The organism is Paenibacillus antibioticophila (assembly GCF_000455265.1).
Classification (GTDB): domain Bacteria; phylum Bacillota; class Bacilli; order Paenibacillales; family Paenibacillaceae; genus Fontibacillus; species Fontibacillus antibioticophila.
Window position 1 is genome coordinate 203,388 of record NZ_HG005140.1, and the last position, 22,655, is coordinate 226,042.

21 protein-coding genes and 1 riboswitch are annotated in these 22,655 nt (G+C 52.0%); of the genes, 7 read left to right on the forward strand and 14 right to left on the reverse strand.

Annotated elements, in window-relative coordinates:
* Positions 1-433 precede the first annotated feature (433 nt).
* Entirely contained in the window at positions 434-775 is a 342-nt protein-coding gene (locus TX85_RS14840) for a hypothetical protein (protein WP_044480292.1), read from the reverse strand.
* A gap of 313 nt (positions 776-1,088) precedes the next feature.
* Positions 1,089-1,400 (reverse strand): MTH1187 family thiamine-binding protein, encoded by a 312-nt coding sequence (locus TX85_RS14845; protein ID WP_044480293.1) that lies wholly within the window; start codon positions 1,398-1,400, stop codon positions 1,089-1,091.
* Positions 1,401-1,739: 339 nt separating this feature from the next.
* Positions 1,740-2,050: riboswitch (cobalamin riboswitch) on the forward strand.
* Between the two features lie 175 nt (positions 2,051-2,225).
* On the opposite strand from TX85_RS14845, the gene TX85_RS14850 reads away from it, so the two are divergent.
* Both TX85_RS14850 and nrdG read left to right on the forward strand, forming a co-directional pair.
* Positions 2,226-4,202, forward strand: a complete 1,977-nt coding sequence (locus TX85_RS14850) for an anaerobic ribonucleoside triphosphate reductase (RefSeq protein ID WP_044480294.1) — start codon at positions 2,226-2,228, stop codon at positions 4,200-4,202.
* Positions 4,199-4,720, forward strand: coding sequence for an anaerobic ribonucleoside-triphosphate reductase activating protein (gene nrdG / locus TX85_RS14855; protein ID WP_044480295.1), 522 nt, complete (start codon positions 4,199-4,201; stop codon positions 4,718-4,720). Before TX85_RS14850 ends, nrdG begins: the two co-directional genes overlap by 4 nt.
* A gap of 443 nt (positions 4,721-5,163) precedes the next feature.
* Here the strand turns inward: nrdG and TX85_RS14860 are convergent, their stop codons facing one another.
* The 5 genes from TX85_RS14860 to TX85_RS14875 form a co-directional block, all read right to left on the reverse strand.
* Positions 5,164-5,949 carry a class I SAM-dependent methyltransferase gene (locus tag TX85_RS14860; protein WP_044480296.1) on the reverse strand — a complete coding sequence of 262 codons (786 nt, stop codon included), beginning with the start codon at positions 5,947-5,949 and terminating at the stop codon, positions 5,164-5,166.
* Between the two features lie 167 nt (positions 5,950-6,116).
* Positions 6,117-6,257 carry a hypothetical protein gene (locus TX85_RS26545; protein WP_233500761.1) on the reverse strand — a complete coding sequence of 47 codons (141 nt, stop codon included), beginning with the start codon at positions 6,255-6,257 and terminating at the stop codon, positions 6,117-6,119.
* A gap of 54 nt (positions 6,258-6,311) precedes the next feature.
* Complete coding sequence (locus TX85_RS14865; protein ID WP_044480822.1) at positions 6,312-7,028, reverse strand: AAA family ATPase; 717 nt, start codon at positions 7,026-7,028, stop codon at positions 6,312-6,314.
* A 32-nt stretch (positions 7,029-7,060) separates the two neighbouring features.
* The gene (locus TX85_RS14870) at positions 7,061-8,911 is read right to left on the reverse strand and encodes an ABC transporter ATP-binding protein (RefSeq protein ID WP_044480297.1); all 1,851 of its coding nucleotides are present in this window, start codon (positions 8,909-8,911) and stop codon (positions 7,061-7,063) included.
* A complete protein-coding gene (locus tag TX85_RS14875; protein ID WP_044480298.1) occupies positions 8,892-10,673 on the reverse strand; it encodes an ABC transporter ATP-binding protein in 1,782 nt (593 codons plus the stop codon). The genes TX85_RS14870 and TX85_RS14875 overlap by 20 nt, the downstream gene beginning before the upstream one ends.
* A gap of 209 nt (positions 10,674-10,882) precedes the next feature.
* On the opposite strand from TX85_RS14875, the gene TX85_RS14880 reads away from it, so the two are divergent.
* From TX85_RS14880 to TX85_RS14890, 3 genes are all read left to right on the forward strand, one after another.
* Positions 10,883-11,104, forward strand: a complete 222-nt coding sequence (locus TX85_RS14880; protein ID WP_044480299.1) for a heavy-metal-associated domain-containing protein — start codon at positions 10,883-10,885, stop codon at positions 11,102-11,104.
* Positions 11,105-11,170: 66 nt separating this feature from the next.
* On the forward strand, positions 11,171-13,030 hold the full coding sequence (locus TX85_RS14885) for a heavy metal translocating P-type ATPase (protein ID WP_044480300.1): 1,860 nt from the start codon (positions 11,171-11,173) through the stop codon (positions 13,028-13,030).
* Between the two features lie 28 nt (positions 13,031-13,058).
* Entirely contained in the window at positions 13,059-13,775 is a 717-nt protein-coding gene (locus TX85_RS14890; RefSeq protein ID WP_044480301.1) for a Crp/Fnr family transcriptional regulator, read from the forward strand.
* 1,301 nt (positions 13,776-15,076) lie between these two features.
* Here the strand turns inward: TX85_RS14890 and TX85_RS14895 are convergent.
* Together TX85_RS14895 and ssuE are read right to left on the reverse strand one after the other, a co-directional pair.
* Entirely contained in the window at positions 15,077-15,667 is a 591-nt protein-coding gene (locus TX85_RS14895; protein WP_044480302.1) for an AAA family ATPase, read from the reverse strand.
* Between the two features lie 25 nt (positions 15,668-15,692).
* The gene (gene ssuE, locus TX85_RS14900) at positions 15,693-16,244 is read right to left on the reverse strand and encodes an NADPH-dependent FMN reductase (RefSeq protein ID WP_044480303.1); all 552 of its coding nucleotides are present in this window, start codon (positions 16,242-16,244) and stop codon (positions 15,693-15,695) included.
* 184 nt (positions 16,245-16,428) lie between these two features.
* On the opposite strand from ssuE, the gene TX85_RS14905 reads away from it, so the two are divergent.
* Positions 16,429-17,328 (forward strand): SDR family oxidoreductase, encoded by a 900-nt coding sequence (locus tag TX85_RS14905; protein ID WP_044480304.1) that lies wholly within the window; start codon positions 16,429-16,431, stop codon positions 17,326-17,328.
* A gap of 88 nt (positions 17,329-17,416) precedes the next feature.
* On the opposite strand, the gene TX85_RS14910 is transcribed toward TX85_RS14905, so the two are convergent.
* Positions 17,417-18,055 carry an NAD(P)-dependent oxidoreductase gene (locus TX85_RS14910; protein ID WP_044480305.1) on the reverse strand — a complete coding sequence of 213 codons (639 nt, stop codon included), beginning with the start codon at positions 18,053-18,055 and terminating at the stop codon, positions 17,417-17,419.
* Between the two features lie 163 nt (positions 18,056-18,218).
* Here TX85_RS14910 and TX85_RS14915 point away from each other — a divergent pair, with 163 nt between their 5' ends.
* Positions 18,219-19,133, forward strand: coding sequence for a hypothetical protein (locus TX85_RS14915; RefSeq protein WP_044480306.1), 915 nt, complete (start codon positions 18,219-18,221; stop codon positions 19,131-19,133).
* A 117-nt stretch (positions 19,134-19,250) separates the two neighbouring features.
* Here TX85_RS14915 and TX85_RS14920 read toward each other — a convergent pair whose 3' ends face one another.
* The 4 genes from TX85_RS14920 to TX85_RS14935 form a co-directional block, all read right to left on the reverse strand.
* Positions 19,251-19,472, reverse strand: a complete 222-nt coding sequence (locus tag TX85_RS14920) for a YezD family protein (protein ID WP_044480307.1) — start codon at positions 19,470-19,472, stop codon at positions 19,251-19,253.
* A gap of 43 nt (positions 19,473-19,515) precedes the next feature.
* On the reverse strand, positions 19,516-20,358 hold the full coding sequence (cysW, locus tag TX85_RS14925; RefSeq protein ID WP_233500762.1) for a sulfate ABC transporter permease subunit CysW: 843 nt from the start codon (positions 20,356-20,358) through the stop codon (positions 19,516-19,518).
* 76 nt (positions 20,359-20,434) lie between these two features.
* A complete protein-coding gene (cysT, locus tag TX85_RS14930; RefSeq protein ID WP_044480309.1) occupies positions 20,435-21,265 on the reverse strand; it encodes a sulfate ABC transporter permease subunit CysT in 831 nt (276 codons plus the stop codon).
* A 90-nt stretch (positions 21,266-21,355) separates the two neighbouring features.
* Complete coding sequence (locus TX85_RS14935) at positions 21,356-22,417, reverse strand: sulfate ABC transporter substrate-binding protein (protein ID WP_044480310.1); 1,062 nt, start codon at positions 22,415-22,417, stop codon at positions 21,356-21,358.
* Positions 22,418-22,655: the final 238 nt, after the last annotated feature.

Genomic DNA, 22,655 nt, shown 5'->3' on the forward strand with positions numbered 1-22,655 from the left:
CGTGGATCAAAACATGGATATGTCGCAAAATCCTTTCGGACTACGCCAGGACTGTGATCATTGTGATCATTGGGATCATTCCGGTTACCACGATAATATCGCCTTATAATTGTTCGGGACCACGGTTCCTATAGGACAGGGCGATCAGAATCGATCCGGTATCCCACCCCATTTTCTGTTGAAGAGGCTGAAACATCTATACGAAATTTCGTACAAATCCATAAATTCATACGGTAAACGATTATGTTTTGTATGGTTTATCGTATAAAATTCTTCATTCTAGGTGAAATCGGGCCGAATTTGTACGATATTTCGTACATGCCTCTACATTATGTGCAGAATTGGCCGTAGTTTATCCGATATTTCGTATAAAAAGTGCTTTTTCAAGGTAATCAGGCAGGACTTATACGATATTTCGCATAAATCCTTCCATTCAAAAAAGTCTAAATATAGAATTAATTATCAATATAAAGCCTCCAATCAATCCAATCAGCCCCCAGTTTTGCATAGGAATAAAATAAAAGCTATGCAGAACTCCCAATCGATATTGTTGCCCCGTCTCTTGATCAACCAGCACTTTGTTCGAGTCAGCGTTAAGCTTCTTCCCTAAATGCCACACGATAACTCCTCCAACAATTAGGCTGAAGGCCAGTGGCAGCTGAGCATCAATCCTAGAAGTGTCAAACTCAAATAGATTGAAAACAATGGTGATTACAGCAAAAACCGCCGCTGGAATGAAAATACTTAAAAAGCCCAAGCCTCTCCAAAAAATCACGCACTCTCCCCCTTTCCTTGTTGTATAAAAACGAGATTCCATTTTTCTATTATTATTTCGACATAATCATATTTTTCTTTATAGCAGATTTACGTCGTATTATGTATTCCCTCCCTCTAGAGCAATGAGCTACGTTATATGATCAGGAGCTTGAAACACTATACTAAAAAACGCGGCCCCCGAAAACCTCGGAGGCCACGCCCTGCCTGAGTCTTGATGTGTCATTAGGTTAAAATAAATACAGACATTTTATTCTCATTATGCTCATAATGGGCAATTCAAGTTTCAGCGTTGCTCTACCAGCTGAGCTACACTAGCCCAACTCCCCCAGCTTCTCCTGAACCGAACGCAGCTTCTGGGCGGACGAGCCTGCCTTATCCCGGCGGTCGTCAATCTTAAGCGAGGTTGATACCCGCTGGGCTCCGGAATGGAACGGGGCTTCGTGAATGGCACGGACGGCGGAGAAAATATCGTCCAGCGATCCTTCTATAATGGTGCTCATTGAGGTCAGTGTAAAGGTAATCCCCGGCTGCTGCTCCAGCACCTTCTGGAGATCAGCTACATAGCTGCTGAGACTGGTTGAGCCTGTACCGATCGGAATGACGGTCACTTCGGCAATGGCCACTTGAATCCCTCCTCTTTTCTGGAAACTCGATTGTTCTCCCTCCATTGTATCACGCAAGGACAGATACCATCTAATCTGATTTAACCTGACCTGATCCAATCTCATTTCATTTCATCTCATCATAATCTCATCTAATCTCGTCGAATAAATGTCCATTTTAAAATCATGGATCACTCATAATCTTGGAAACAGTTTCCAATATTTCTACAATTTCTTCATAAACTCTCGGCGCCGCATCCCTCTTGCTTTCTCATTTTTTTCAATGGATTTTCATAGTGAAGTGGGCCATTAGTCCGTTTACAAACACTACATCTTGGGCTATTCTTAGAAACATCAACCAAATATAGTATCCAAAGAGGTGTTCCGGCAATATCTATTACCGGAGCTTAATAGGGAAACGCGGTGCAAATCCGCTGCGGTCCCGCCACTGTAACCGGAGAGCTTGGCAACACGATTTGAATCGGTCTTGATGCGATCAAGGCTGAAAATCGTGAATTCCCAAGTGAACCTGCATCGTCCTGATGCCCCATCGGCTAATATGCAACAATGCTATATGCAGCAATACCACTGCAGCATGCGTGAGTAACGCTTAGCGGGAAGGCGCCGAACGGGCCGGAAGCCAGGAGACCTGCCTCTTTGCAGTTTGACACCGTTATGACCCTGCGAGGAACAGGACAAGGTGTCCGATAACCGCGAATACATACACATCGTTGCTTTGCCGTTATGGCAAGCTGTTCAGCTGCGGAAATGGGCATCATTTGATCGATACGGGGTCAAAAAGATGCCTTTTTATTTTTTATATTATCGGGTCGGAGGGAAATGAGGATGGCACTATTAAATCACGCCAGTCACGGTTTGGAACAAATGCTGGATGAGGTCATTCAGCTCGGAGAAGAGATTGTCTCGTCCGGCAATCTTGAAGTGCTGCGCGAGAATGCGAATTTGAACGGGGAGAGCTTCTCCGGCAAGATGAGTAAGCTTGGGAGTGAATATGCGAAATGGTATGCGAACCATTTTGTAATGCCGCCGCGCGTTGTTCAAGCGATCCGCGATAATGTCGTTTATGTCCACGACCTGGACCAATATGCGATTGGAACAACCAACTGCATTTTCATTCCGTTCGAGCGTCTGCTCCGCGAAGGCTTTAACACGGGAAACGGCAGCGTTCGTCCGCCGAATTCCATCATGACCGCGATGGCGCTTGTAGCGATTATTTTCCAATCTCAGCAAAATGCCCAATACGGCGGTGTATCGGCGAATAAGCTGGATCATGATCTGGCTCCTTATGTAGCCAAGTCCTTCAGTAAATACTTCCGTAAGGGACTGGAATATTTCGAAGAAGGCGAATTTACGGACGAGCTTGGCGAAGTCCATATGGGCCGTGCCGATCTGAAGGAACAATATCCTAGAACATTCAAATATGCCATGAAAGAGACCGAGGCAGAGGCGCTGCAGGGCGCAGAGAGTCTGGTTCATAACCTGAATACGATGTCCAGCCGGGCTGGCGGACAGATTCCTTTTACAAGCATCAACTATGGGACATGCACTTCTCCAGAAGGACAGCTGGTTATCCATGCCCTTCTGACGGCCACAATGCGCGGACTGGGCAACGGCGAGACCCCGGTATTTCCAATCCAGATCTTCAAGTGCAAGCAGGGAGTTAACCAGAATCCGGGCGAACCGAACTACGAGTTGTTCCTGAAGGCGGCAGAATGCTCGGCAAAAAGACTCTACCCTAACTTCGCCAACCTGGATGCCCCGCTCAATTTGGCTTACTATGATCCCGCTAACCCGGACACTGAATTTGCAACCATGGGGTGCCGTACCCGCGTGCTGAGCGATCGATTCGGGCGTAACCATCTGTCCGGCAAAGGAAACCTGTCCTTCAATACGCTGAACCTGGTGAAGCTCGGACTGGAGCACGGTATCGCGCTGGGACGCCGCCGGACCGCCGATGAACGCGGCTTCTACAAAGAATTGGAGCATTATATGGATATTGCCCTGGAGGGATTGCTTCATCGCTTCCAAATCCAGGCGTCACAAAAGGCAAAAGCCTCGGACTTCATGATGCGTGAAGGCGTCTGGGAAGGCGGAGAACAGCTTGCTCCGGACGATCAGGTCCGCGATCTGATCAAGCATGGCAGCTTGTCCATCGGATTCATCGGCATGGCGGAATGCATGAAGGCGATGTACGGCAAGCATCATGGCGAAGACGAGGAAGTTTACAAGAAGGCACTGGAAATCGTCGCCTTTATGCGGGCTTACTGCGACCGTCAGAGCGATCTTCATAATCTGAACATTACCCTGTTCGCCACACCGGCGGAAGGATTGTCAGGCAAGTTTACAAAGCGCGACCGCGCAACCTATGGCAAGGTTCCAGGTATCGTCGATCGTGAATATTATACAAACTCATTCCATATTCCGGTCTATTACCCTATCAGCGCAGCCAAGAAGATTTCATTGGAAGCCGAGTTCCACGAATTGTGTAATGCCGGCGCAATCTCTTATATCGAGTTGAACGGTAACGCCCGCAGCAATCCGGAGGCTTTCCTGAAAATCATTCAATATGCGCTGTCCCAAAATGTCAGCTATTTCAGCATTAACCATCCGATCGACCGCTGCTCGGCTTGCGGATTCGAAGGGATTATCGGAGCGAACTGCCCTTCCTGCGGAAAGCACGAGAATGAGGTTCATATCCGCCGTCTTCGCCGGGTAACCGGCTACCTGACCGGTGATTACCAGACTCGCTTCAATGCAGCCAAGCAAGCAGAGGTCCGGGACCGCGTTAAGCACCAAGCATGAACATCTGCGGCTACTATCCTGAGAGCATCAACGAAGGCGAAGGACTGCGGGCAGCCATCTTTATCAGCGGCTGTAGACACTACTGTAAAGGCTGCTTCAGCGTCGCTACCTGGAACTTCGATTATGGCGAGGAATTGACAGAGGTTAAAGAACAGGAAATTATTAATGACATTAAGAATAATCCATTACTCAGCGGGCTGACGATTCTCGGCGGGGATCCGTTCTTCTCTGCGGCTGAGGTCAGCGGCTTCATCGATCGGCTGCGTGCCCAGGCTGGAGAGATTTCGATCTGGATTTATAGCGGGTATACCTATGAGGAATTGATTGCAGATAAAAATGCTGCCGAGTACGGCTTGCTGGCACGCTGTCAGGTATTGGTGGATGGCCGCTTCGTTCTGGAGCTTCGGGATCCCTCCCTGCTCTATCGCGGCAGCTCCAATCAACGGCTCATTGATATTCCGAGCAGCCTGGCGGAAGACAGAGTTGTGCTGTGGGAGCCAGCGCTCTCCTTTCAATAAATTGCAGAACATAAAGCAAAAAGCGGAGGGCTGTCCCGAAAGGTCGTCAAATTAAATGCCCAGCGTTGCCGGACTTTTGTACGAAATATCAGCCAGCCCCGCTCGGTGGACGGTTCCATGGCGGAGTTTTGTACGAAAAGTCGCACAACATCCCTCCCGCACCGCCTGAATCCAGGATTTTGAACGAAATATCGTATAAAAGCGTCTGTGAAGCGAGGGGTCGAGGGTAATTTGTATGAAATATCGTTCAAACTCCTCCAGTCGATGGCATCAAGGAGCAGTTATATACGAAAATTCGTACAAAAAGCATTCGCGCCGCGGCCACTTCCTACAAACACAAAAAAAGCCGAATGGAAAATATCACCTTTTCCTTCCGGCTTTTTGTGTTTAGAGACTTACTGGGACAGCCCCGCCGCTTTTTTTGTTATGTTCAAAGCTCCGGCTTACGTCGGCTTACGTGCAATGATCATAAAACGATGCTCCCGGCTCGTGATCTTTCCGTCCTTTTGCAGCCGATTCTGTAATCTCATCAGTTGCGGATAACAGCGTTCTACCGTGAAGCCCGGGAATTCCCACTCTATGATCCTGGCAAATTGCACAAGCGCCCCGATGTCCAGAAAGGTCAGTTCCGGAAAGTATTCCTCCTGTTTTAGAATCGAAAAGCCGTTTAGCTCAAGCTCCTGCACTGTATTGTAAAGGTTGAATCCGGGATCCGTATGCGAGGCATCCTCTCCCAGCAGAAACCGGGACAGCTCCCGGTTGTTTTGTCCGCCCACCTGCTGAGTAAGGAACACACCTCCCGGCTTGAGAATTCGCCGTACCTCCGAGATGCAGAACGATTCGTGACGATTGATGACCATATCGAACATTCCGCTCTCGAAGGGCAGCTCTTCATCCTTTTCTACTGCTCTGATCTCAATTCCATAGGCCGGGAGCTTCTTCTTGCATAACTCCACATTCGGCGGATACGCTTCCGTCGCATAGGTGCTCCCTCTTGGAGGCGAGAGCGACAAAAGAAATTCACCGCCTCCGGTACCCATATCAAGCAAGGTCGTCCCATCCTTCATATGTTCAAGCACGGCCTCGCGGTAATTCCAAGGAAGTTCCTGTTCCAACATCCGGCCCGACAGACGGGAGAAGTCCCATCCCTGAAAATCCTTAGCTTCCTCTGCTTCCCAGTAAGCCCTAAGCTGAGCTTGCCCGTTGTGTCCATTCTCATTTCTCTTCATACGATTACCCCTCTCTTGGATTCATGGCTTGATCAAGAGCAGGTGCAGCCGTCCGATAACCTAACTTCCTTCAGCCCGGTACATGTGGTTATCAGCTTGTATAGGCTGCACCGGGCAGTTACCGAAGAGCATCACATCATCCCTCCTTTAAACTTTTCACACTATACCTAAACTGGCGGCAATGACCCGTACTGATTCAGCTCATCTTCAAAATCATCTTCATCAAGCTTGCCGCCCAAAAAACCGCCGGTCATCATTTTTAAAGTCCGGTATTCCCACTGTATCAAGATATCTCCTCCGTTTTCCATAGGCTTGAAAGTTCAGCCCGTATTCTTTTTCAACGCAGCTTCAATGCTAATAATTCATAGCAATTCACGCAGCATGCGCTCCCGGTTGTTGACGAATTCCTTCATGATGATGAAATGCTCCGTCTCCTCCAGGGTCGTCTCAGCAATCCCATCAGGAGTCAGTTGATAGATCCGGCTATCGGGATAAGCCATTAGGATCGGCGAATGCGTTGAGATAATGAACTGCGAACGCTTGCCGATCAGCTCGTGAATACGCGAGAGCATCGCCATCTGCCGGAACGGAGAAAGCGCGGCTTCGGGCTCATCAAGAATATAGAGGCCATGCCCGCTGAACCGGTGCATAAAGGCCGCAAAGAACGATTCGCCGTGCGACATTTCATGAAGCGATTTTCCTCCATAGGAATCGATGATAGGAGGCGCAAAGCTATTTTCCCGGTCTAATATATCAATTTCCGTCGCCAGGTTATAGTAGCTCTCTGCCCGGAAGAAAAAGCCGTCCCTCGGCCGAGCCGCTCCGCGAGAAGGGCGCAAATATTTATACAGCTCGGAATGAGTCGCCGCGGTAGAGAACGTGAAGTTCAGTGTTCCGCCTTCCGGATTAAACCCCAGCGCCACGGCAACAGCCTCCAGCAGGGTGGATTTGCCCATGCCATTCTCCCCTACGATATAGGTCACCTTAGGGTGAAAATCAAGACGGTCCAGACGAGACACCGCCGGAAGATCAAACGGATATTGCCGGAACGTAGGCACCTCGTCACGCAGCAGAATCATGCTCCGCAAATAGCTCTGTGCCTCATACAAGCTCACTGCGTGTCCTCCCCCTCTTCCTCAAAATGCCCCTGATGCAGCTCCTTATAAAATCCGTCCTGACGCAGCAATGCCTCATGGTCCCCTTGCTCAATCAGCTTGCCGCCCTGCAGCACCAGGATTTTGTCTGCCTGCCGAATCGTATTCAGCCGGTGAGCAATGACGAAGCTGGTCCGGCCCTGCATCAAGCGCTGCAAGCCCTCCTGGATTTTCAGCTCTGTCACCGTATCAATACTGCTTGTCGCCTCGTCCAGAACAAGGACGGACGGATTAGCCAGCATCGCCCGGGCAATGGCAAGCAGTTGCTTCTGTCCCTGACTGATGCCATCTCCTCCGACGCCAAGCCGTTTGTCATAGCCTTCCGCGAGCCTCGTGATGAAAGAGTGCGCATTCGCCAGCTTGGCGGCTTCCTCCACTTCTTCATCCGTAGCATCCAGACGGCCATAACGGATATTCTCGCGAATCGTGCCTGCAAACAGGAAGGAATCCTGCAGGACAAAGGCCATATGTCCGCGCAGGCTGTCTCGCGTAATCTTCGACAGGTCATAGCCGTCCAGGGTAATGACACCCTTTGTAGGCTCGTAAAAGCGGGACAACAGCTGAATCAGCGTCGTCTTGCCTGCGCCGGTCGGGCCGACAAGCGCAATCATTTGCCCGGGCTCAGCGCGAAAGCTGATACTTTCCAAAATATCATCATCCCGTTCCTCATCGTAAGAGAAGCTGACTTCCCGGAATTCCACAGCCCCTTCTACCTCACGCAGCACCTTGGCTCCGGACTCATCGCGGGATTCCTCCGGCTCATCCATTACTTCAAATACACGCTCCGCACCCGCGATGGCCGATAGCAGCGTATTCCATTGGTTCGCCAGATCGTTCAACGGACGGGTGAATTGCCGGGCATATTCGACAAACACGATAATGACACCAACCGTCACCTGACCATGAATAGCCAAAATTCCCCCGATGCCGGCGACGAGTGCGAAGCTGAGGTTATTCAGGGCATTCATCAGCTTGGGAATGAAGCCGGAGATCGCCTGCGCCCAGAAGCCGGATTCCCGGATGGCGGCGTTGCGCTGCCGGAACTCGCCAATTACCCGCTCCTCGCGGGAGAATGCCTTGATAATCCGCTGCCCGGACAGCGTCTCCTCGATATATCCGTTCAGCTCCCCCAGATCCCGCTGCCGCTGCTTGAAGAGCGGACCTGTCCGGCTTGTAATCCAGCGCATTCCTAGCATCATCAGCGGCACGACCAGGAAGGTGAGCAAGGTAAGAAGCGGACTCAGAATCAGCATCACAGTCAAGGTGCCGAGCAAGATCAGAACACTCGAAAAAATCTGGATGGCCGAGCTGTTCAACGTCACGCTTACATTATCGATATCATTCGTAACCCGGCTCATGATTTCCCCTTGCTGCCGCTTCGCAAAGAACGGAATCGGAAGCCGGTGCAGCTTGGCGAACAGATCGCGGCGCAGCCGGAATACGGTCTCCTGCGCAATTTCGATCATCCAGATATTTTGCAGCCAACCGGTCAATGACGTTGCCCCGTAAGCAAGGGCAAGGCCGCCCAGGAACAGCAGCCACGGCTGGCCGCCGGCACCCTCAAGATAATCGTCGACTGCGACCCCGATCAAATAAGGACCCAGCAGCGCAAGCCCCGAGTTGAGCAGCACCATGAACAGAACCAGCAGCAGCTTGTATTTCCGTTCCGCCAGATAAAGCCAGAGACGGCCGAGTGTGCCGGACCAGTTCCTGGCTCTCGCCTTCGGTTTCCTCCCGGTTCCGGCGCCTTGCTGAATAAGCTTGCCGGGATACGGATGGCGAAACGGCTCAGTAAGCGCTTTGAACATATCGATCTCCTCCCTGCTGCGATTCAGCGATGCGGCGGTATAGAGGCGAATCCGTCAGCAATTCCTCATGCTTGCCGCACGCGATCAAACGGCCCTCATCCAGCAGCAAAATTAAATCCGCGGAGACTGTCGAGCTGACCTTTTGAGTAATCAAGAATGTAGTGCAGGATAACCGGTCCAGCTCCATTAACAGTGCAGCTTCCGTCCGCGTATCTAGCGCACTCGTGCTGTCGTCCAGAATCAGAATGGCAGGCCTTCGCACCAGCGCTCGCGCGATCGAGAGCCGCTGCTTCTGCCCGCCGGACAGATTTACCCCTCGCTGGCCAAGCATCGTATCATAGCCCTGCGGCAAGGAGAGAATCGTCTCATGGATTTGCGCCTGACGGGCAGCCTCCTGAATCTCCTCAAAGGCAGCGTCTTCCCGCCCCCAGGCGATATTGTCGCGCACCGATCCGGAGAACAAAATCACCTCTTGCGGCGCATAACCGATTCCGCTTCGGAGGCGCAAGGCTCCGAGCAGGCCAATCTTGTTGCCGTCAACGGCAATATCGCCGCCGGTCGGTTCATACAAGCCGGGGATCAGTTGAACCAGTGATGGTTTGCCGGAGCCTGTTGCTCCGAGAATAGCCACCCGTTCTCCCGGCCGGACATGGAAAGAAATATCCTCCAGCACCTTCAAATCGCTGCCCGGGTAACTAAAGCTAACCCGCGAGAACTCCACTTCCCCTTTCATACAATCATCTTCCTGCTTCTTTTCCATCTTATTAGAGACTGCCTTTCTCGAAGACTCCGGTTTCTCCTCCCACTGTTCCTCGGAAGGATCCTCGGTGCCCAGCACCTCCATGGTCCGAGCCGCCGAGGCCGAGGCGCGAGAGTACGAAGCCATAATCCACGATAAGGCCGACAACGCGCCTACGGTGCGCAGCGCATAGTTCACAACCGCGACGACCTGACCGATTGAAGCGTTTCCAGCTGCAATGTCGATTTTGCCAAACCAGAGCACCGCAAGAATCCCCGCATTCATCATCAGTAACAGAACCGGAGTGGTCGTCTCGGACAACCGAAGCGCGGATACCGTGCCCTGCATCAGCTCGCCGCTGCGCTTGCGGAAGCGTTCATTCTCCTGATTGCGCCTGACAAATACGCGAATAAGCCGCATGCCGGTCATGTTTTCCTGAATGACGCCATTGACGGCATCCATCTGCTTCTGTACCTGACCGAACCGCGCGGATGTCCGATTGATCATCCATAGGACAAACCAGACAACCAGCGGAGTTAAAACCGCCAGCATCAAGCCGAGTCTCCCGTGAACAACGATAGCCATGATCATACTGCCGAAGACAACGAGCGGCACCCGGGTGGCGAAGCGAAGCCCCATGAATACCATGTCTTGAAGCTGTGTCACATCGCCGGTAAGCCTGGTAATCAACGATGATGTCGCAAACCTGCCGAATACCGGATAGGACAGGCTCTGTACCTTTTCATAGAGCCGGTCACGCAGATCAAATCCAAAGCCCTGGCTGGCATGGGAGGCAAAGAAGGAACTGGCTAGGCCCGCGACAAAAGCAATTCCCGCACTCACCAGCAAAATACCGCCCCACAACCAAACTACGTTCAGATCCTTGACCGCAATTCCCTCGTCAATGATCCTCGAAATAATCAGCGGCTGAATCAGCTCCACTGACAGCTCAATCAGCATCATCGCCAGCGCAGCACAAGCCGCAACCCGGTACTTCCTTAAAAACGATAGAACCGTCCTCATGAAAATCCTCTCCCTGCTGCGGTTACAAAATCCGAACCTGCCATATTTGAACCATACTGTTCCATTATAAAACAGTTGGACAGGAATGTGTAAAACGCCTCCTTCGTATCCATCGATAAACTTGAGGTAGATCAAGGTGTTCCATCGCAAGCAGGCGTATGCTTAATTCATCAGATTTGCCAAATACGAATATTGGAGGATGTATGTTTATGAGTAAAGCCGTATTTTCCCTGGAGCCCCTGACTTGTCCGTCTTGCATCAAAAAAATAGAAAAAGCACTGCTTGGCACCCCGGGCGTGGAGGAAGCAAAGGTCCTATTCCATTCAGGCAAAGTGAGGATCGCCTTCCAGGAGCAACACGTGTCACTGGATGAGCTGTCCGATCTTCTCCACCGGCTTGGTTACCCCGTTCTGACAATGAAGCTGTCCTGATGCTTGATGGAGGTTGCTTAAAAAGTCAACTTTTTGAACACGCGCTAATATAGAAGGGAGAATGCTATGCAGACCAAAACCATACATGTCATCACCTTGTTAGCGGGAATCTTACTGCTGTTAGCCGGAGTGCTCGAAATATCAGGAGCCGTCTCTTGGCGCCAGGGAGTCTTGCTAACCGCTACCGTCATTGCCGCTGCTCCGATTGTGACCAAGGCCTTCCGGGCAGCCGTTATGCGCATCGTTACAATCGAGCTGCTCGTCACCCTGGCAGTAGCCGGTGCAGTCTATCTGGGCGAGTACGTTGAATCAGCCGCCGTTACCTTTCTGTTCTTGCTAGGCGCCTGGCTGGAGTCCAGGTCATTAGCCAAGACTCGCAACTCGCTTCAATCGCTTATTGCACTTGTTCCAACCACCGCAACCGTTATTCGCGAAGGAAGCGCCGCCTCTGTGCCCGTCGATCAACTCCAGCAAGGCGACCGGGTAAGAATCCGCTCCGGCGAGAGAATCGCGGTTGACGGCGCCATTGCTTCCGGACAGGCGGCTATTGATGAAGCGGCGGTCACCGGAGAACCGGGCCCGGCCATGAAATCGGCAGGGGATAAAGTCTATAGCGGGGCATTGATCGACAACGGCTCCATCGATGTCATTGCCGAACGGGTCGGCGAGGAGACCACCTTTGCCCGGATGATCCAACTGGTGGAAGAGGCCCAGGAATCGGGATCCCGCACTCAAAAATTCATAGATCGTTTCGCCGCCATCTACACGCCCGCAACCGTTCTTCTGTCCCTGCTCGTCTATGTGCTGACTGGGAAACTGGAAATGGCCCTTACCTTCCTTGTCATTGCCTGCCCCGGCGCCCTTGTCATCGGAGTTCCTGTTTCCCTGGTGTCCGGCATCGGCAACGGTGCGAAGCACGGGGTGCTTATCAAGGGAGGCGAAGCCATGGAAGGGCTCTCCCGTATCAATACGGTGGTCTTTGACAAGACGGGCACACTAACCCAAGGAAGACCGGAGGTTAGAGCGATCCGGATATTCGAAGGCGAGGAAAATGACGTGCTCCGACTTGCCGCCGAAGCAGAGACGGCTTCCGAGCACCCTCTTGGATATACGGTCGTGCAGGAGGCCTTACGCAGAGGGATTCAACTTACCGGACAACCGGAGCAAGTAGAGGTGATAAAAGGCGGCGGAATACGGGCTGTCATCGCTGGGCAGCAGATCGTCATCGGCAGCCGCAAGCTGCTGGAGACGAGCGGGATCGGCATCGGCAAGGGGTCGGATGAAGAGGCAGTGGAGCTTGAAAAGCTCGGTAATACCGTCGTTTTTATAGGCGTGGAAGGACGCCTGACGGGGATGTTCGCCATCGCCGATCCGATTCGGGAGGAAGCTGACGCTGCCATCCGGCATCTGCGCAGGTCCGGTGTGACACGAATGATCCTCCTCACCGGAGATAACCGCCATACCGCACAGCTTGTCGGCAATCAGCTTGGCTTGGATGAAGTTCATGCCCAGATGCTGCCGGAGCAAAAGGCGGCATTCATCCAGAGCTTAAGAAGCGACGGATTTCGGGTAGCTATGGCAGGCGACGGCATTAATGACGCTCCGGCCCTTGCAACCGCCGATATCGGTCTGGCCATGGGTGAGGGCGGCACCGACATCGCTATGGAGACCGCCGATATCGTGCTTATGGCCGACCGGCTCGATCAATTCGCGCATGCCCATGGGCTGGCCAAGGCGACTGTCCGCAACATGAAGCAGAATCTCACGCTGGCCCTCGGCACCGCCCTGCTCCTTATTTCAGGCGTCCTGTTTGGCCAGGTGCTGCTGGCCGGAGGTATGCTGGTTCATGAGCTCAGCGTCCTGGCGGTCATTCTGAATGCTATCCGGTTGAACCGTTTCCGCGGTCGTGCTACTGTTACCACATAAGAACCTTTTTTGCAGGAGGAATACTACTATGCAAGATTCCACAAGCTGCAGCCATGGCTGTCATCATAACTCCGACGCAGAGGAGCGTCAGCAATATTGTATTTCCATTGTGCCTCTGTTCAATCATCTGGATCTTGATGAATTGAAGGAGATCGTCCAGACGACTCGTTCCCACCAATTCCCCAAGGGCCAGATCGTCTATCATTCCGGCGAGACCTCGGAGGGCTTGTATATTGTCCATAAAGGCAGTATGAAAATCTACCGCCTCTCCGGCAACGGCAAGGAGCAGCTGATCCGGATTCTCGGCCCCGGAGATTTTACCGGAGAATTATCGCTGTTCTCCGCATCCATGCACGAATCCTATGCCGAAGCGCTCGAGCCATTGGAGCTGTGCATCATGAGCCGAGACAGCCTGCAGAGCTTCCTGCTGAAATACCCGCAGATCGCCCTGAAGATGCTGGGCGAGTTCACCTCCCGTCTGGCGGAGAGCGAGAAGCAGGCCACTCGTATCGCTACCGAAACGGTCGAAACCCGTATTGCATTGTACTTGTCCAACCTGTCTGAAATGCAAAAGAACAGCGGCATCACCTTGCCGATGAGCCGGAAGCATCTGGCCTCCTATCTTGGAACCACCCCCGAGACGATCAGCCGCAAGCTGGCCGACTTCGAAGCATCAGGCTGGATCTCGCAGCAGGGGCAGCGGCAGATTGACATCCTGGATCTGGACGCGTTGCTGCTTGTCTGACGCTGAATGATGCAAGTGCGCAGCAGTGCGAGTACACCAACAGCAAAAAAAGCCGACCAATGATTCTGCGTTGCTGGGGGCAACGTGTGAAGTGTGCTTACGATCGCTGTTGCTCGCGGATTCCTTTGATTGAGTAAAATCTGAAATTGTATGAATCCACTCACAAAGGCGAACACTCCGAGCGTATGCTCCCGATGTAGCTTTCTTTCAGAAAGCTTTTACTTCAGCACACTCACCCTTATGCCCTTATTACGCAGGCTCTTAGTTCGGCTTTATAGGTGCCGGATGCACTGTACCCTCTCTATTACGCAGATGCATTCAAACAGTAAATAGGCAACACCGCATCATCATTGGGGGATACCCCCATTTCAACTAGCCCGCAGTGCAAGGCAATTCCAGCAGATTCTGCAAAATACCGACCAAGTACGCATGCGCAACATGCGTAAACCTCGCACCGAGCGCGGCTCTCAGGGCGCGGTGTTTCGCAGCATGACAGTGATCATTCGATGGTATGAAAGTACGATTGTACGCATCCAGTGAAAAAAGTTACCTTAAATTCAGTGGAAATGATAGAAATGCGGATATAGTGAAATTTTTGTACTTAAAGTTGGCTAAAACGCGGGTTTGGCTAGCTACTGGTGATCTAAGGTAAGTTTTTTCACTAAATGTGGGTATGTGCGTCGAATGAAGTTTTTAAGGGAAGTAATTTCACTGGAGCGTAGCCGGATGAGGTGAGCTAAATGAGGTTGGTCAAGAAGGGCGGATGAAGTTCGGAGAAAATTTTAGTACTGGCTGGACAGGCGAATTACAGTGCAAGGTCGGAGCACCATTAGGTCGGGGCCCAACACTAGCACGAGAGTTACCTAAGTCTCATGATGCCGCCGCAGGGTCAAGCTTATCCCATTGCAGTTTAGGGCGCAACGCAGGCAATTCAATTGCATTGCAGTTAAACTGCAAAGGCGAAGTAGTCAGGGCATAAGTGTGAAGGTAAAAGCTTTCTCCAAGAAAGCTACTTTGGAAGCATAGAGCGTCAGCGTTCGCCTTTGTGAGCGGATTTCTCCCTTGTTAGAACTTAGTCCAATCATAGAAATCCGCGAACAACAGTGATCGTAAGATCATTTCACACGGCTGCCCCTCCCTACGTGCTAACGGCGGTGCTGATTGGCGTCAGCCTGTCAACTGTGCCTGTGCACTACCTGCTATTGCAAACTTTCCCGCCATAACAAACAAACCCGGTCCCAAGGATATGTCGTTCACGAACGCACATAATCCCTAGGGCCGGGTTCTTTTTTAGAAGAGGATTATTCTCCAGCTACGAACCGATACAGCTTCTCAACCTTCTCTTCGGTCAGTTCGCCGCTATTATCAAATACAAGAACGGATGATTCCGGGATCTCCCATTGAATATCCGGTACGAATTGGACGCGGTGCTTGAAGTCATCCCAATGCTCGAGCTTCCAGGTGTCGCGTTCTGTCTGGCGGTCAATAATACGCTCCTTCTGCAGGTCCATGTCCTTGAGCGTCACAGCAACCACCTTCACGTCTACTTCAGCATGAGTCTTGCCAGCTGCCGCGAGCACCTCTTCAATCCATGCCTTGTTTTTCAGCTCGGCCGTGAAAGGAGAAATCATGAAGACATTCTGTCCTGCAGCCAGATTCTCAATACAGATATCCTTGGTCGTATCATATTCCAGGTCGCGCAGATGCTTCTTGTAAAAGTCGGAATCCCGATCATTCACGTCCAGCCCGTTCATTTCTAGCATCTTCTCCACGAACCTGCCGCCTACCGTATCCCGGTCCAGAAACGCCGCCTGAATCCGTTCTGCCAGCTTAAGCGCCACGGTTGTCTTGCCGGTTCCAGCCACTCCTACAAAAAACACTAATTTTTGCATGCGTCTAATGTCTCCTCCCATTCACCTATACATCCGCCGAGGCAATCCGACGCTTTGTCTCCTGTAACAGCTCCTGAATGTTATCCTGCAGTCTGGCTTGCAATTCCTCTGCAATATCGAAGCCGCCTTGCTCTGTTCTGGCAACCTGGGAATCCACGGTATAGACTCCGCCCAAAATATGGCGCGCACCCAGTGCGGACAAGACCGGCTTCAAGGCATAGTCAATGGTCAGCAGATGTGCCAGGCTCCCCCCGATAAATAACGGGAGAATGATTTTCCCGGCCAATCCCTTTTGCGGAACAAGGTCCAAAAATGTCTTCAATACGCCGGTATAAGAAGCTTTATACACCGGACTGGCTATGATTACGGCATCCGCTTCGGCAACGAGCGCATTCGCCTTGACGATGGCCTCGCTCTCGAATTTCGTATGAATCAGATCCTCCGGCGGCAATTCACCCACATTGACATGATTTACTTCAATGCCTTCCTTTGCGAGCAGTTCTTCCGCCAGCGCGATAATGGCCGTCAACCTGGAGCCGGGTGTAGGTGTTCCATTGATCACTGTTACCTTTGTCATCAGCGTATCCCTTCCTTTATCTGAGGAGCAATTCCGATTATTCTAGTATACTTTGAATTGATGCTATCAATATTTTCAGCAAAAGTCAACGCACACTCCATGCCAGCACGCTCTTATGGGCGGATGCATATATATAGCAAGAATGTTATATCGCGTACCCCACTCGAGAGGAGTTCATATCGTTATGATTCCAGTGTATCCCTATTACGGCTTTGAGCAAGTGTGCAAGGAGCAGCCGATTGCTTTTCCCCCTCAGCATCAGCCGGTTCAACCAGGCCTGGAGAGCAAAATGCATCCCAGACCTATCTTTGAAAATCCAGCCTATTGCGGCAGCGGCAAGTTAAAGGGGAAGACGGCCATCATTACCGGCGGAGACAGCGGCATCGGCCGGGCTACAGCCATCGCGTTCGCCAAGGAAGGAGCCGATCTCGTCATTCCCTATCTCTGGGAAACCTCCGATGCCGAGGAGACCCGCCGGCGCATCGAACAGATCGGCCAGCGATGTCTCTTGCTGAAGATTGATCTTCGGCACAAAAAGAACTGCGAGCATGTCATCTCCGAGACGGTCCGCTGCTTCGGCAAGCTTGATGTGCTGGTCAATAACCATGGCGTTCAATACCCGCAGCAGAGCATTGCCGATATATCTGAAGAGCAGCTGTATCAGACGTTCCAGACAAATATTTTTCCGTTCTTCTTCCTGGTACAGGCCGCGCTTCCCCACTTGAAGCCGGGCAGCGCCATTATCAATACGGCCTCCATCACGGCCTATGCCGGTCACAAGACGCTCATCGATTATTCAGCGACCAAGGGAGCGGTTGTCTCCTTCACCCGGTCACTGGCTCTTTCGTTGATAGACTGCGGCATTCGCGTCAATGCGGTCGCTCCGGGGTCCGTCTGGACTCCGCTCATTCCGTCCAGCTTCTCCGCAGAGGAGGTTAAAACCTTCGGAACGGATGCCCCGATTAGACGGGCCGGGCAGCCGTTCGAGCTGGCACCGGCCTATGTATATCTCGCCAGCGATGATTCATCGTTTGCAACCGGCGAGGTGCTGCATGTAAATGGCGGTGCGATGGTGACTACTTAGGCGAGCACAGCAGCCATTGCTGCACCTTGCCGTCGCCCTGCGCCCTTTGAGGCGCAGACGTTCTTACTTAACGGCTGTTCAGTAACTATCAGTAACCAACGGTGAAACGCGCTTGATAGAACTGGGGGTCCTCCACCTCATCCAGCAAAGCCACGGCGAAATCCTCAACAGAGATCCGGCTTTGATCCAGTTCGTCCTTCACCAGCTGCGAGATCCCGATTCGGAACTGGCCGGTTCGGGATCCCGGCTCGATGACAGCGGCAGGACTGAGTACGGTCCAGGCAGAATCCGAAGCCCGATATACCTGAAGCGCATCCTCATGAGCTCGGGCCAAGGGCCTTATCTCATCCGGAAACTCAGGCGTGTCCAACAATCGGACTCCGTTCCCGACCTCCAATCCTCCTGCTCCGCCAACAGCAATAAGGCGGCGCACCCCGCCTTTTTGGACTCCTTCTATAAATGAACGCGTTGCTTCCACCAATTCGCTCTCCGCTCCGAACCTCGGTCCATAGGCGCTGATGGCGACATCACAGCCTTCCACTGCAGCTGCAATCGAATCCGGCATCAGCATATCCCCGCTCACCTTTATCACGCCTTCATGCCCATCCTTGGACAAAGGCTTTTCCGGATCCCTCAGCACAGCTACGACCTGATGGTCCCTGCGCAGCGCCTCTTCAAGAATGCCCTTCCCTATTGTCCCTGTTGCTCCAAATAACGCGATTTTCATAAATGACTTCCTCCCGAATTCAAGATTCTGTTGCTTGCTATATGGTATTTCCTAATATTAGTTAAGCTAATTAAAAGTTGAGCTAATGATTGTACGCTGGGCTTGATAATTATATTATCATTGTGCAATAGTGGAGGAAGGAATATCGAAAGGGTGATACCGTTTGTCACTGTCGGAATCGATGGACTCGCTCGTGTTCTTCGGAATGTCCTGGGTCGGAATCCTTGCAAGCGTCGTAGGACTGCTCATTATTTATGGTGTAACGCTTAAATTCTCAACCGAACGTGAACACCGCCGGATCGACCGGATTGGAGCAACCCTGAAGCTGTATACATCAGCAGAAAGCGCACTGATCTCCGCGCTTGAACAGAATAACCTAACTCGGGAGGATAGACAAATCCTGTTTGATCGGATGCTCGCCTGCCGGAGTGCTCCCTATATAACTACTGATTTGCTGATGCAGATATCCGCATGTGCTGAGGAGCCCGATACAGCTCGCCTGCCCTTATTGCTCAAGACGCTCCAAAGAGAGTGTGAACGCCTATGTATGGAGCGGGATAAGCTGCTTCATCGCTCAGAATCACCTGGATGGGGATATGCCCTATGGAAAACGATCCGTCCTGCTGTTCCATTTGTGTTTGCCATTGTAATATTAGTGTTGCTAAGAAGATTGTTTTTTCTTATCTATGCGCTTAGCGAGCCCTCATCGACAAGTCTATTAGAGCTTGTGAATCCCTGGAGCGAATTTGGTTCCGCCTTGTTCTCGCTGCTGCTTCTGTATCCTGCAGTGATGGGGGGGAATCGGCCGAACGTCGGTTCCGTACTGCTGCGTCTTTGGTCTGTTCTTATCGCCGCATTGTATCTCTTGAATCTGCTCGGCGAGTCATTCGCTCCATACATTCTGGTATTGCAGCTGCTATTATTTCTGGCCGGCTTCCGTCTTACCGGCTCAAAGCCGCGCAAATCCCGCCCTTTTGCGGGTCATTACCAGAAGGACTCCCAGGAATTGCTCTCACCGGCTATAGCAGAGTCTGATGCCCCGGATACTTCTTACCCGAGCGATTCCAACAGCGACTAGTTCTCTGAAGTTAAGATAAACTTCATCCCATTAAAAATAAGGGACAAAGCAGGTTTTTCCTGCTTTGCCCCTTATTTTGCAGCCGCACAGGCAGTCTAACCTCTGCTTCCGCTGAACTTAAATCTCCGCCTTGCGCCGAGGCTTCGGGTCCTGACGCGAAGGCCCTCCCTTTCTTCCGCTAGCTGTGCCGTTCAACTCATATCGCTTTCGTTCCGTTCGTTCTACTTGGACGATTTGTCCTTCATGAACCACGATGTTCAGCGATCCGAACTCCAATTCATCAAGCAGCTCAGCAATCCGGTCCAACCATACCCCATCCACTTTTAACGGTTTCGCCACGTCTGCAGCCCCCTCCCCAAAGGAACCTCAAAAATCTGTGCTGCTAATGGCTGCTCTTGCGTGTGAACCAGCCTTTCAGCAGCAATGTGACCAATGCCAGCAGCAGAAGCAAGGATGCTACAGCAAAGGAAGCCGAAAATTGATACTCGTTGTACAAAATCTCCACATGCAATGGCAAGGTGTTCGTCTCGCCGCGGATATGACCTGACACGACCGAGACGGCTCCGAACTCTCCCATCGCTCTGGCATTACACAATATGATGCCGTACAGAAGACCCCATTTAATATTAGGCAGCGTCACCTTCCAGAATACACGGAACCCTCGTGCTCCCAGTGTAACTGCTGCTTCCTCCTCCTGCTGCCCCTGATCCTCCATTAACGGGATCAGCTCCCGGGCAACAAACGGGAAGGTAACGAACATCGTCGCGAGAATAATTCCCGGCAGCGCAAAAATGATCTTGATATCATGTGCCTGCAGCCACGGACCAAACCATCCGTGGGCCCCATAGACAAGTACATAGATCAGGCCGCCAATCACCGGAGATACGGCAAAGGGCAGATCAATCAGAGTCACGAGAAGCTGTTTGCCCCGAAAGCGGAACTTGGTTATCGCCCAGGCAGCAGCCACGCCGAAGATGGTATTTAACGGTATTGTTATAAGGGCAACCAGCAATGTAAGCCGCAGGGCGGATAAGGCATCTGGGTCGCGGATCGCCTCCACGTACACGCCCCATCCTTTCTTTAATGCTTCCGTAATCACCACTGCCAGCGGCAATACGATCAGCCATAACAGCACCAGTACAGCCGAGCCGATCAGAATCCATTTCACGGCTCCGGTAGAACGGGTAGTCTGATTCCTTGACACCGGGGCTTTAGCTGTATTCATAGGTACAGAACCGGCCATTTGCATACTCCTCTCCGAATTTCCTTAGGTCAGGTCGCGAGTCTTCTCCAATTCATCCTTAGCGTGCGGTCTTGCGAACCCAGCGCTGAAGTGAATTGATCAGCAGAAGCAGCACGAACGAAATCGTCAGCAGGATAATGGCTACCGCAGTGGCTCCAGCGTAGTCAAACTGCTCCAGCTTCGACATAATCAGCAGCGGGGCAATCTCGGTCTTCATCGGCATATTGCCGGAGATAAAGACCACGGAGCCGTACTCGCCGATTCCCCGCGAGAAGGCCAGCGCGAAGCCGGTCAACAGCGGAGGGAGCAGCTCTGGAAAGACCACTCTCCAGAAGGTGCGAAAACGGCTGGCGCCAAGCGTAGCAGCGGCCTCTTCCACCTCTGCATCCAAATCCTGCAGCACCGGCTGCACCGTTCTGACGACAAAAGGAATGCCTATAAACATCAAGGCAAGCGTAATTCCAATCGGGGAAAATGCAAGCCGGATTCCCAGCGGCTCGAACCAGGAACCGATCCAGCCGTTCTGGGAATAGATGGCGGTCAGCGATACGCCTGCAACTGCCGTAGGAAGCGCAAACGGCAGGTCGATGATCGCATCAAACCATCTTTTTCCGGGAAAATCATATCTGACCAGCACCCAGGCCAGCAGCAGACCGAGCAGCGTATCGATCAAGCCTGCCGCCGCTGCGGTCATAAAGCTGACTTTATACGAAGCGAGCACTCGCGGATCCGTAGCAACACTCCAGAATTTCTCCCAGGTCAACCCGGTCGAATTAAGCAGCAGAGCAGATAGCGGGATTAATACAACAAGGCTCAGATATACAACGCTATACCCCATTGTCAGCCCGAAACCCGGGAGCACCCCGCGTTTGGAGACGCCAGTTTGCATCAAAAGTTCATCCTTTCCTCGGGCTTCGCTACGGCTTCCTTCCGGTCCGTAAAATGCCCCTCCGCTTCGTGCGGTCGGTAATGGTCAAGATTATTTCGGAGCATAAATCTGGTTGAATATGCCTCCATCATTGAAGTGCTTCGGCTGAGCCTCGGCCCATCCTCCAAATACCTCGTCAATGGTAAACAGTTTGATCTCCGGGAACTGATCCGCGAACTTTTCTTTTACACGATCCAATGTCGGACGGTAATAATTCTCGGCTGCGATGGTCTGGCCTTCCTCCGAATACAAATATTCCAGATAGGCAGCAGCAACCTCGGCGGTTTCCCGTTTATTCGCGTTCTTATCCACGATGGCAACCGGCGGCTCGGCCAGAATACTCTCCGATGGATAGACGATATCAAATTTGTCCGGACCAAGCTCCTTCACCGACAGCCACGCTTCATTCTCCCAAGCCAGGAGCACATCGCCAAGTCCCCGTTCCACGAAAGTGGTAGTAGCTCCGCGGGCGCCGCTGTCAAGCACCGGCACATGCTCGAACAATTCCTTCACAAACTCCTGTGCCTTAGCTTCGTCATTATTATTGTTATGCAGCGCGTAACCCCAGGCAGCGAGATAATTCCAGCGTGCTCCGCCTGATGTTTGAGGATTTGGAGTGATTACCTCGACCCCGTCCTTGATCAAGTCATCCCAGTCCTGGATATCCTTCGGATTCCCCTTGCGAACCAGGAATACAATCGTGGAGGTATAAGGCGAGCTGTTCAGCTCATACTCACTCTGCCAGCCCTCATCAATCAATCCGGTTTGTTGAATCGCGTCAATGTCATAGCCTAGCGCCAGGGTTACGATATCCGCCTCAAGTCCGTCGATGACCGCCCGGCTTTGCTTGCCGGAGCCGCCATGCGATTGCTTGATCGTTACCTTTTGCCCCTTTGCCTGTTCCCAATAAGCAGCAAATGCCTTGTTATATTGCTCGTATAATTCTCTAGTCGGGTCGTAGGATACATTCAAAAGTTCTACGCTTCCCTTGCTTTCACCGCTGGAATCTCCGCTTGCGCTCTTCGCATCCGAATCTGATCCGCAGGCGGCGAGCACCGCCGTCATTGCTACAACTATTCCCAGCAGAACTCCCTTTTTGATCCCCTTTTTCATCGTATCACTCCTCATCCTCTTCCCGAATTTTCATTTCTCTCAGCAAGTATTTCTGGTTTTACAGGTTTTGCCGATACAGCAAACGGAGTAACGCGCTGCCTCCTGACCGGTCAGACCGAGCCGCTACCCGTGTCTGCCAAGGCAAGCAGAGCGTTCCTCCGTGCGTACGGCCAGAACAACTTGATTATTCCTACCTGTTTAGTTTGTTATGGTGCTATTCTATATGGCTGAGCATAGG

Bases quoted from the DNA above. Each gene is read 5' to 3' on its own strand.
- TX85_RS14870 (WP_044480297.1), bottom strand. From the start codon at position 8,911: ATGTTCAAAGCGCTTACTGAGCCGTTTCGCCATCCGTATCCCGGCAAG.
- TX85_RS14865 (WP_044480822.1), bottom strand. From the start codon at position 7,028: ATGATTCTGCTGCGTGACGAGGTGCCTACGTTCCGGCAATATCCGTTT.
- TX85_RS14895 (WP_044480302.1), bottom strand. From the start codon at position 15,667: ATGCAAAAATTAGTGTTTTTTGTAGGAGTGGCTGGAACCGGCAAGACA.
- TX85_RS14880 (WP_044480299.1), top strand. From the start codon at position 10,883: ATGAGTAAAGCCGTATTTTCCCTGGAGCCCCTGACTTGTCCGTCTTGC.
- TX85_RS14875 (WP_044480298.1), bottom strand. From the start codon at position 10,673: ATGAGGACGGTTCTATCGTTTTTAAGGAAGTACCGGGTTGCGGCTTGT.
- TX85_RS26545 (WP_233500761.1), bottom strand. From the start codon at position 6,257: ATGGAAAACGGAGGAGATATCTTGATACAGTGGGAATACCGGACTTTA.
- nrdG (WP_044480295.1), top strand. From the start codon at position 4,199: ATGAACATCTGCGGCTACTATCCTGAGAGCATCAACGAAGGCGAAGGA.
- TX85_RS14860 (WP_044480296.1), bottom strand. From the start codon at position 5,949: ATGAAGAGAAATGAGAATGGACACAACGGGCAAGCTCAGCTTAGGGCT.
- TX85_RS14850 (WP_044480294.1), top strand. From the start codon at position 2,226: ATGGCACTATTAAATCACGCCAGTCACGGTTTGGAACAAATGCTGGAT.
- ssuE (WP_044480303.1), bottom strand. From the start codon at position 16,244: ATGACAAAGGTAACAGTGATCAATGGAACACCTACACCCGGCTCCAGG.
- cysT (WP_044480309.1), bottom strand. From the start codon at position 21,265: ATGCAAACTGGCGTCTCCAAACGCGGGGTGCTCCCGGGTTTCGGGCTG.
- TX85_RS14910 (WP_044480305.1), bottom strand. From the start codon at position 18,055: ATGAAAATCGCGTTATTTGGAGCAACAGGGACAATAGGGAAGGGCATT.
- TX85_RS14905 (WP_044480304.1), top strand. From the start codon at position 16,429: ATGATTCCAGTGTATCCCTATTACGGCTTTGAGCAAGTGTGCAAGGAG.
- TX85_RS14890 (WP_044480301.1), top strand. From the start codon at position 13,059: ATGCAAGATTCCACAAGCTGCAGCCATGGCTGTCATCATAACTCCGAC.
- cysW (WP_233500762.1), bottom strand. From the start codon at position 20,358: ATGAATACAGCTAAAGCCCCGGTGTCAAGGAATCAGACTACCCGTTCT.
- TX85_RS14935 (WP_044480310.1), bottom strand. From the start codon at position 22,417: ATGAAAAAGGGGATCAAAAAGGGAGTTCTGCTGGGAATAGTTGTAGCA.
- TX85_RS14885 (WP_044480300.1), top strand. From the start codon at position 11,171: ATGCAGACCAAAACCATACATGTCATCACCTTGTTAGCGGGAATCTTA.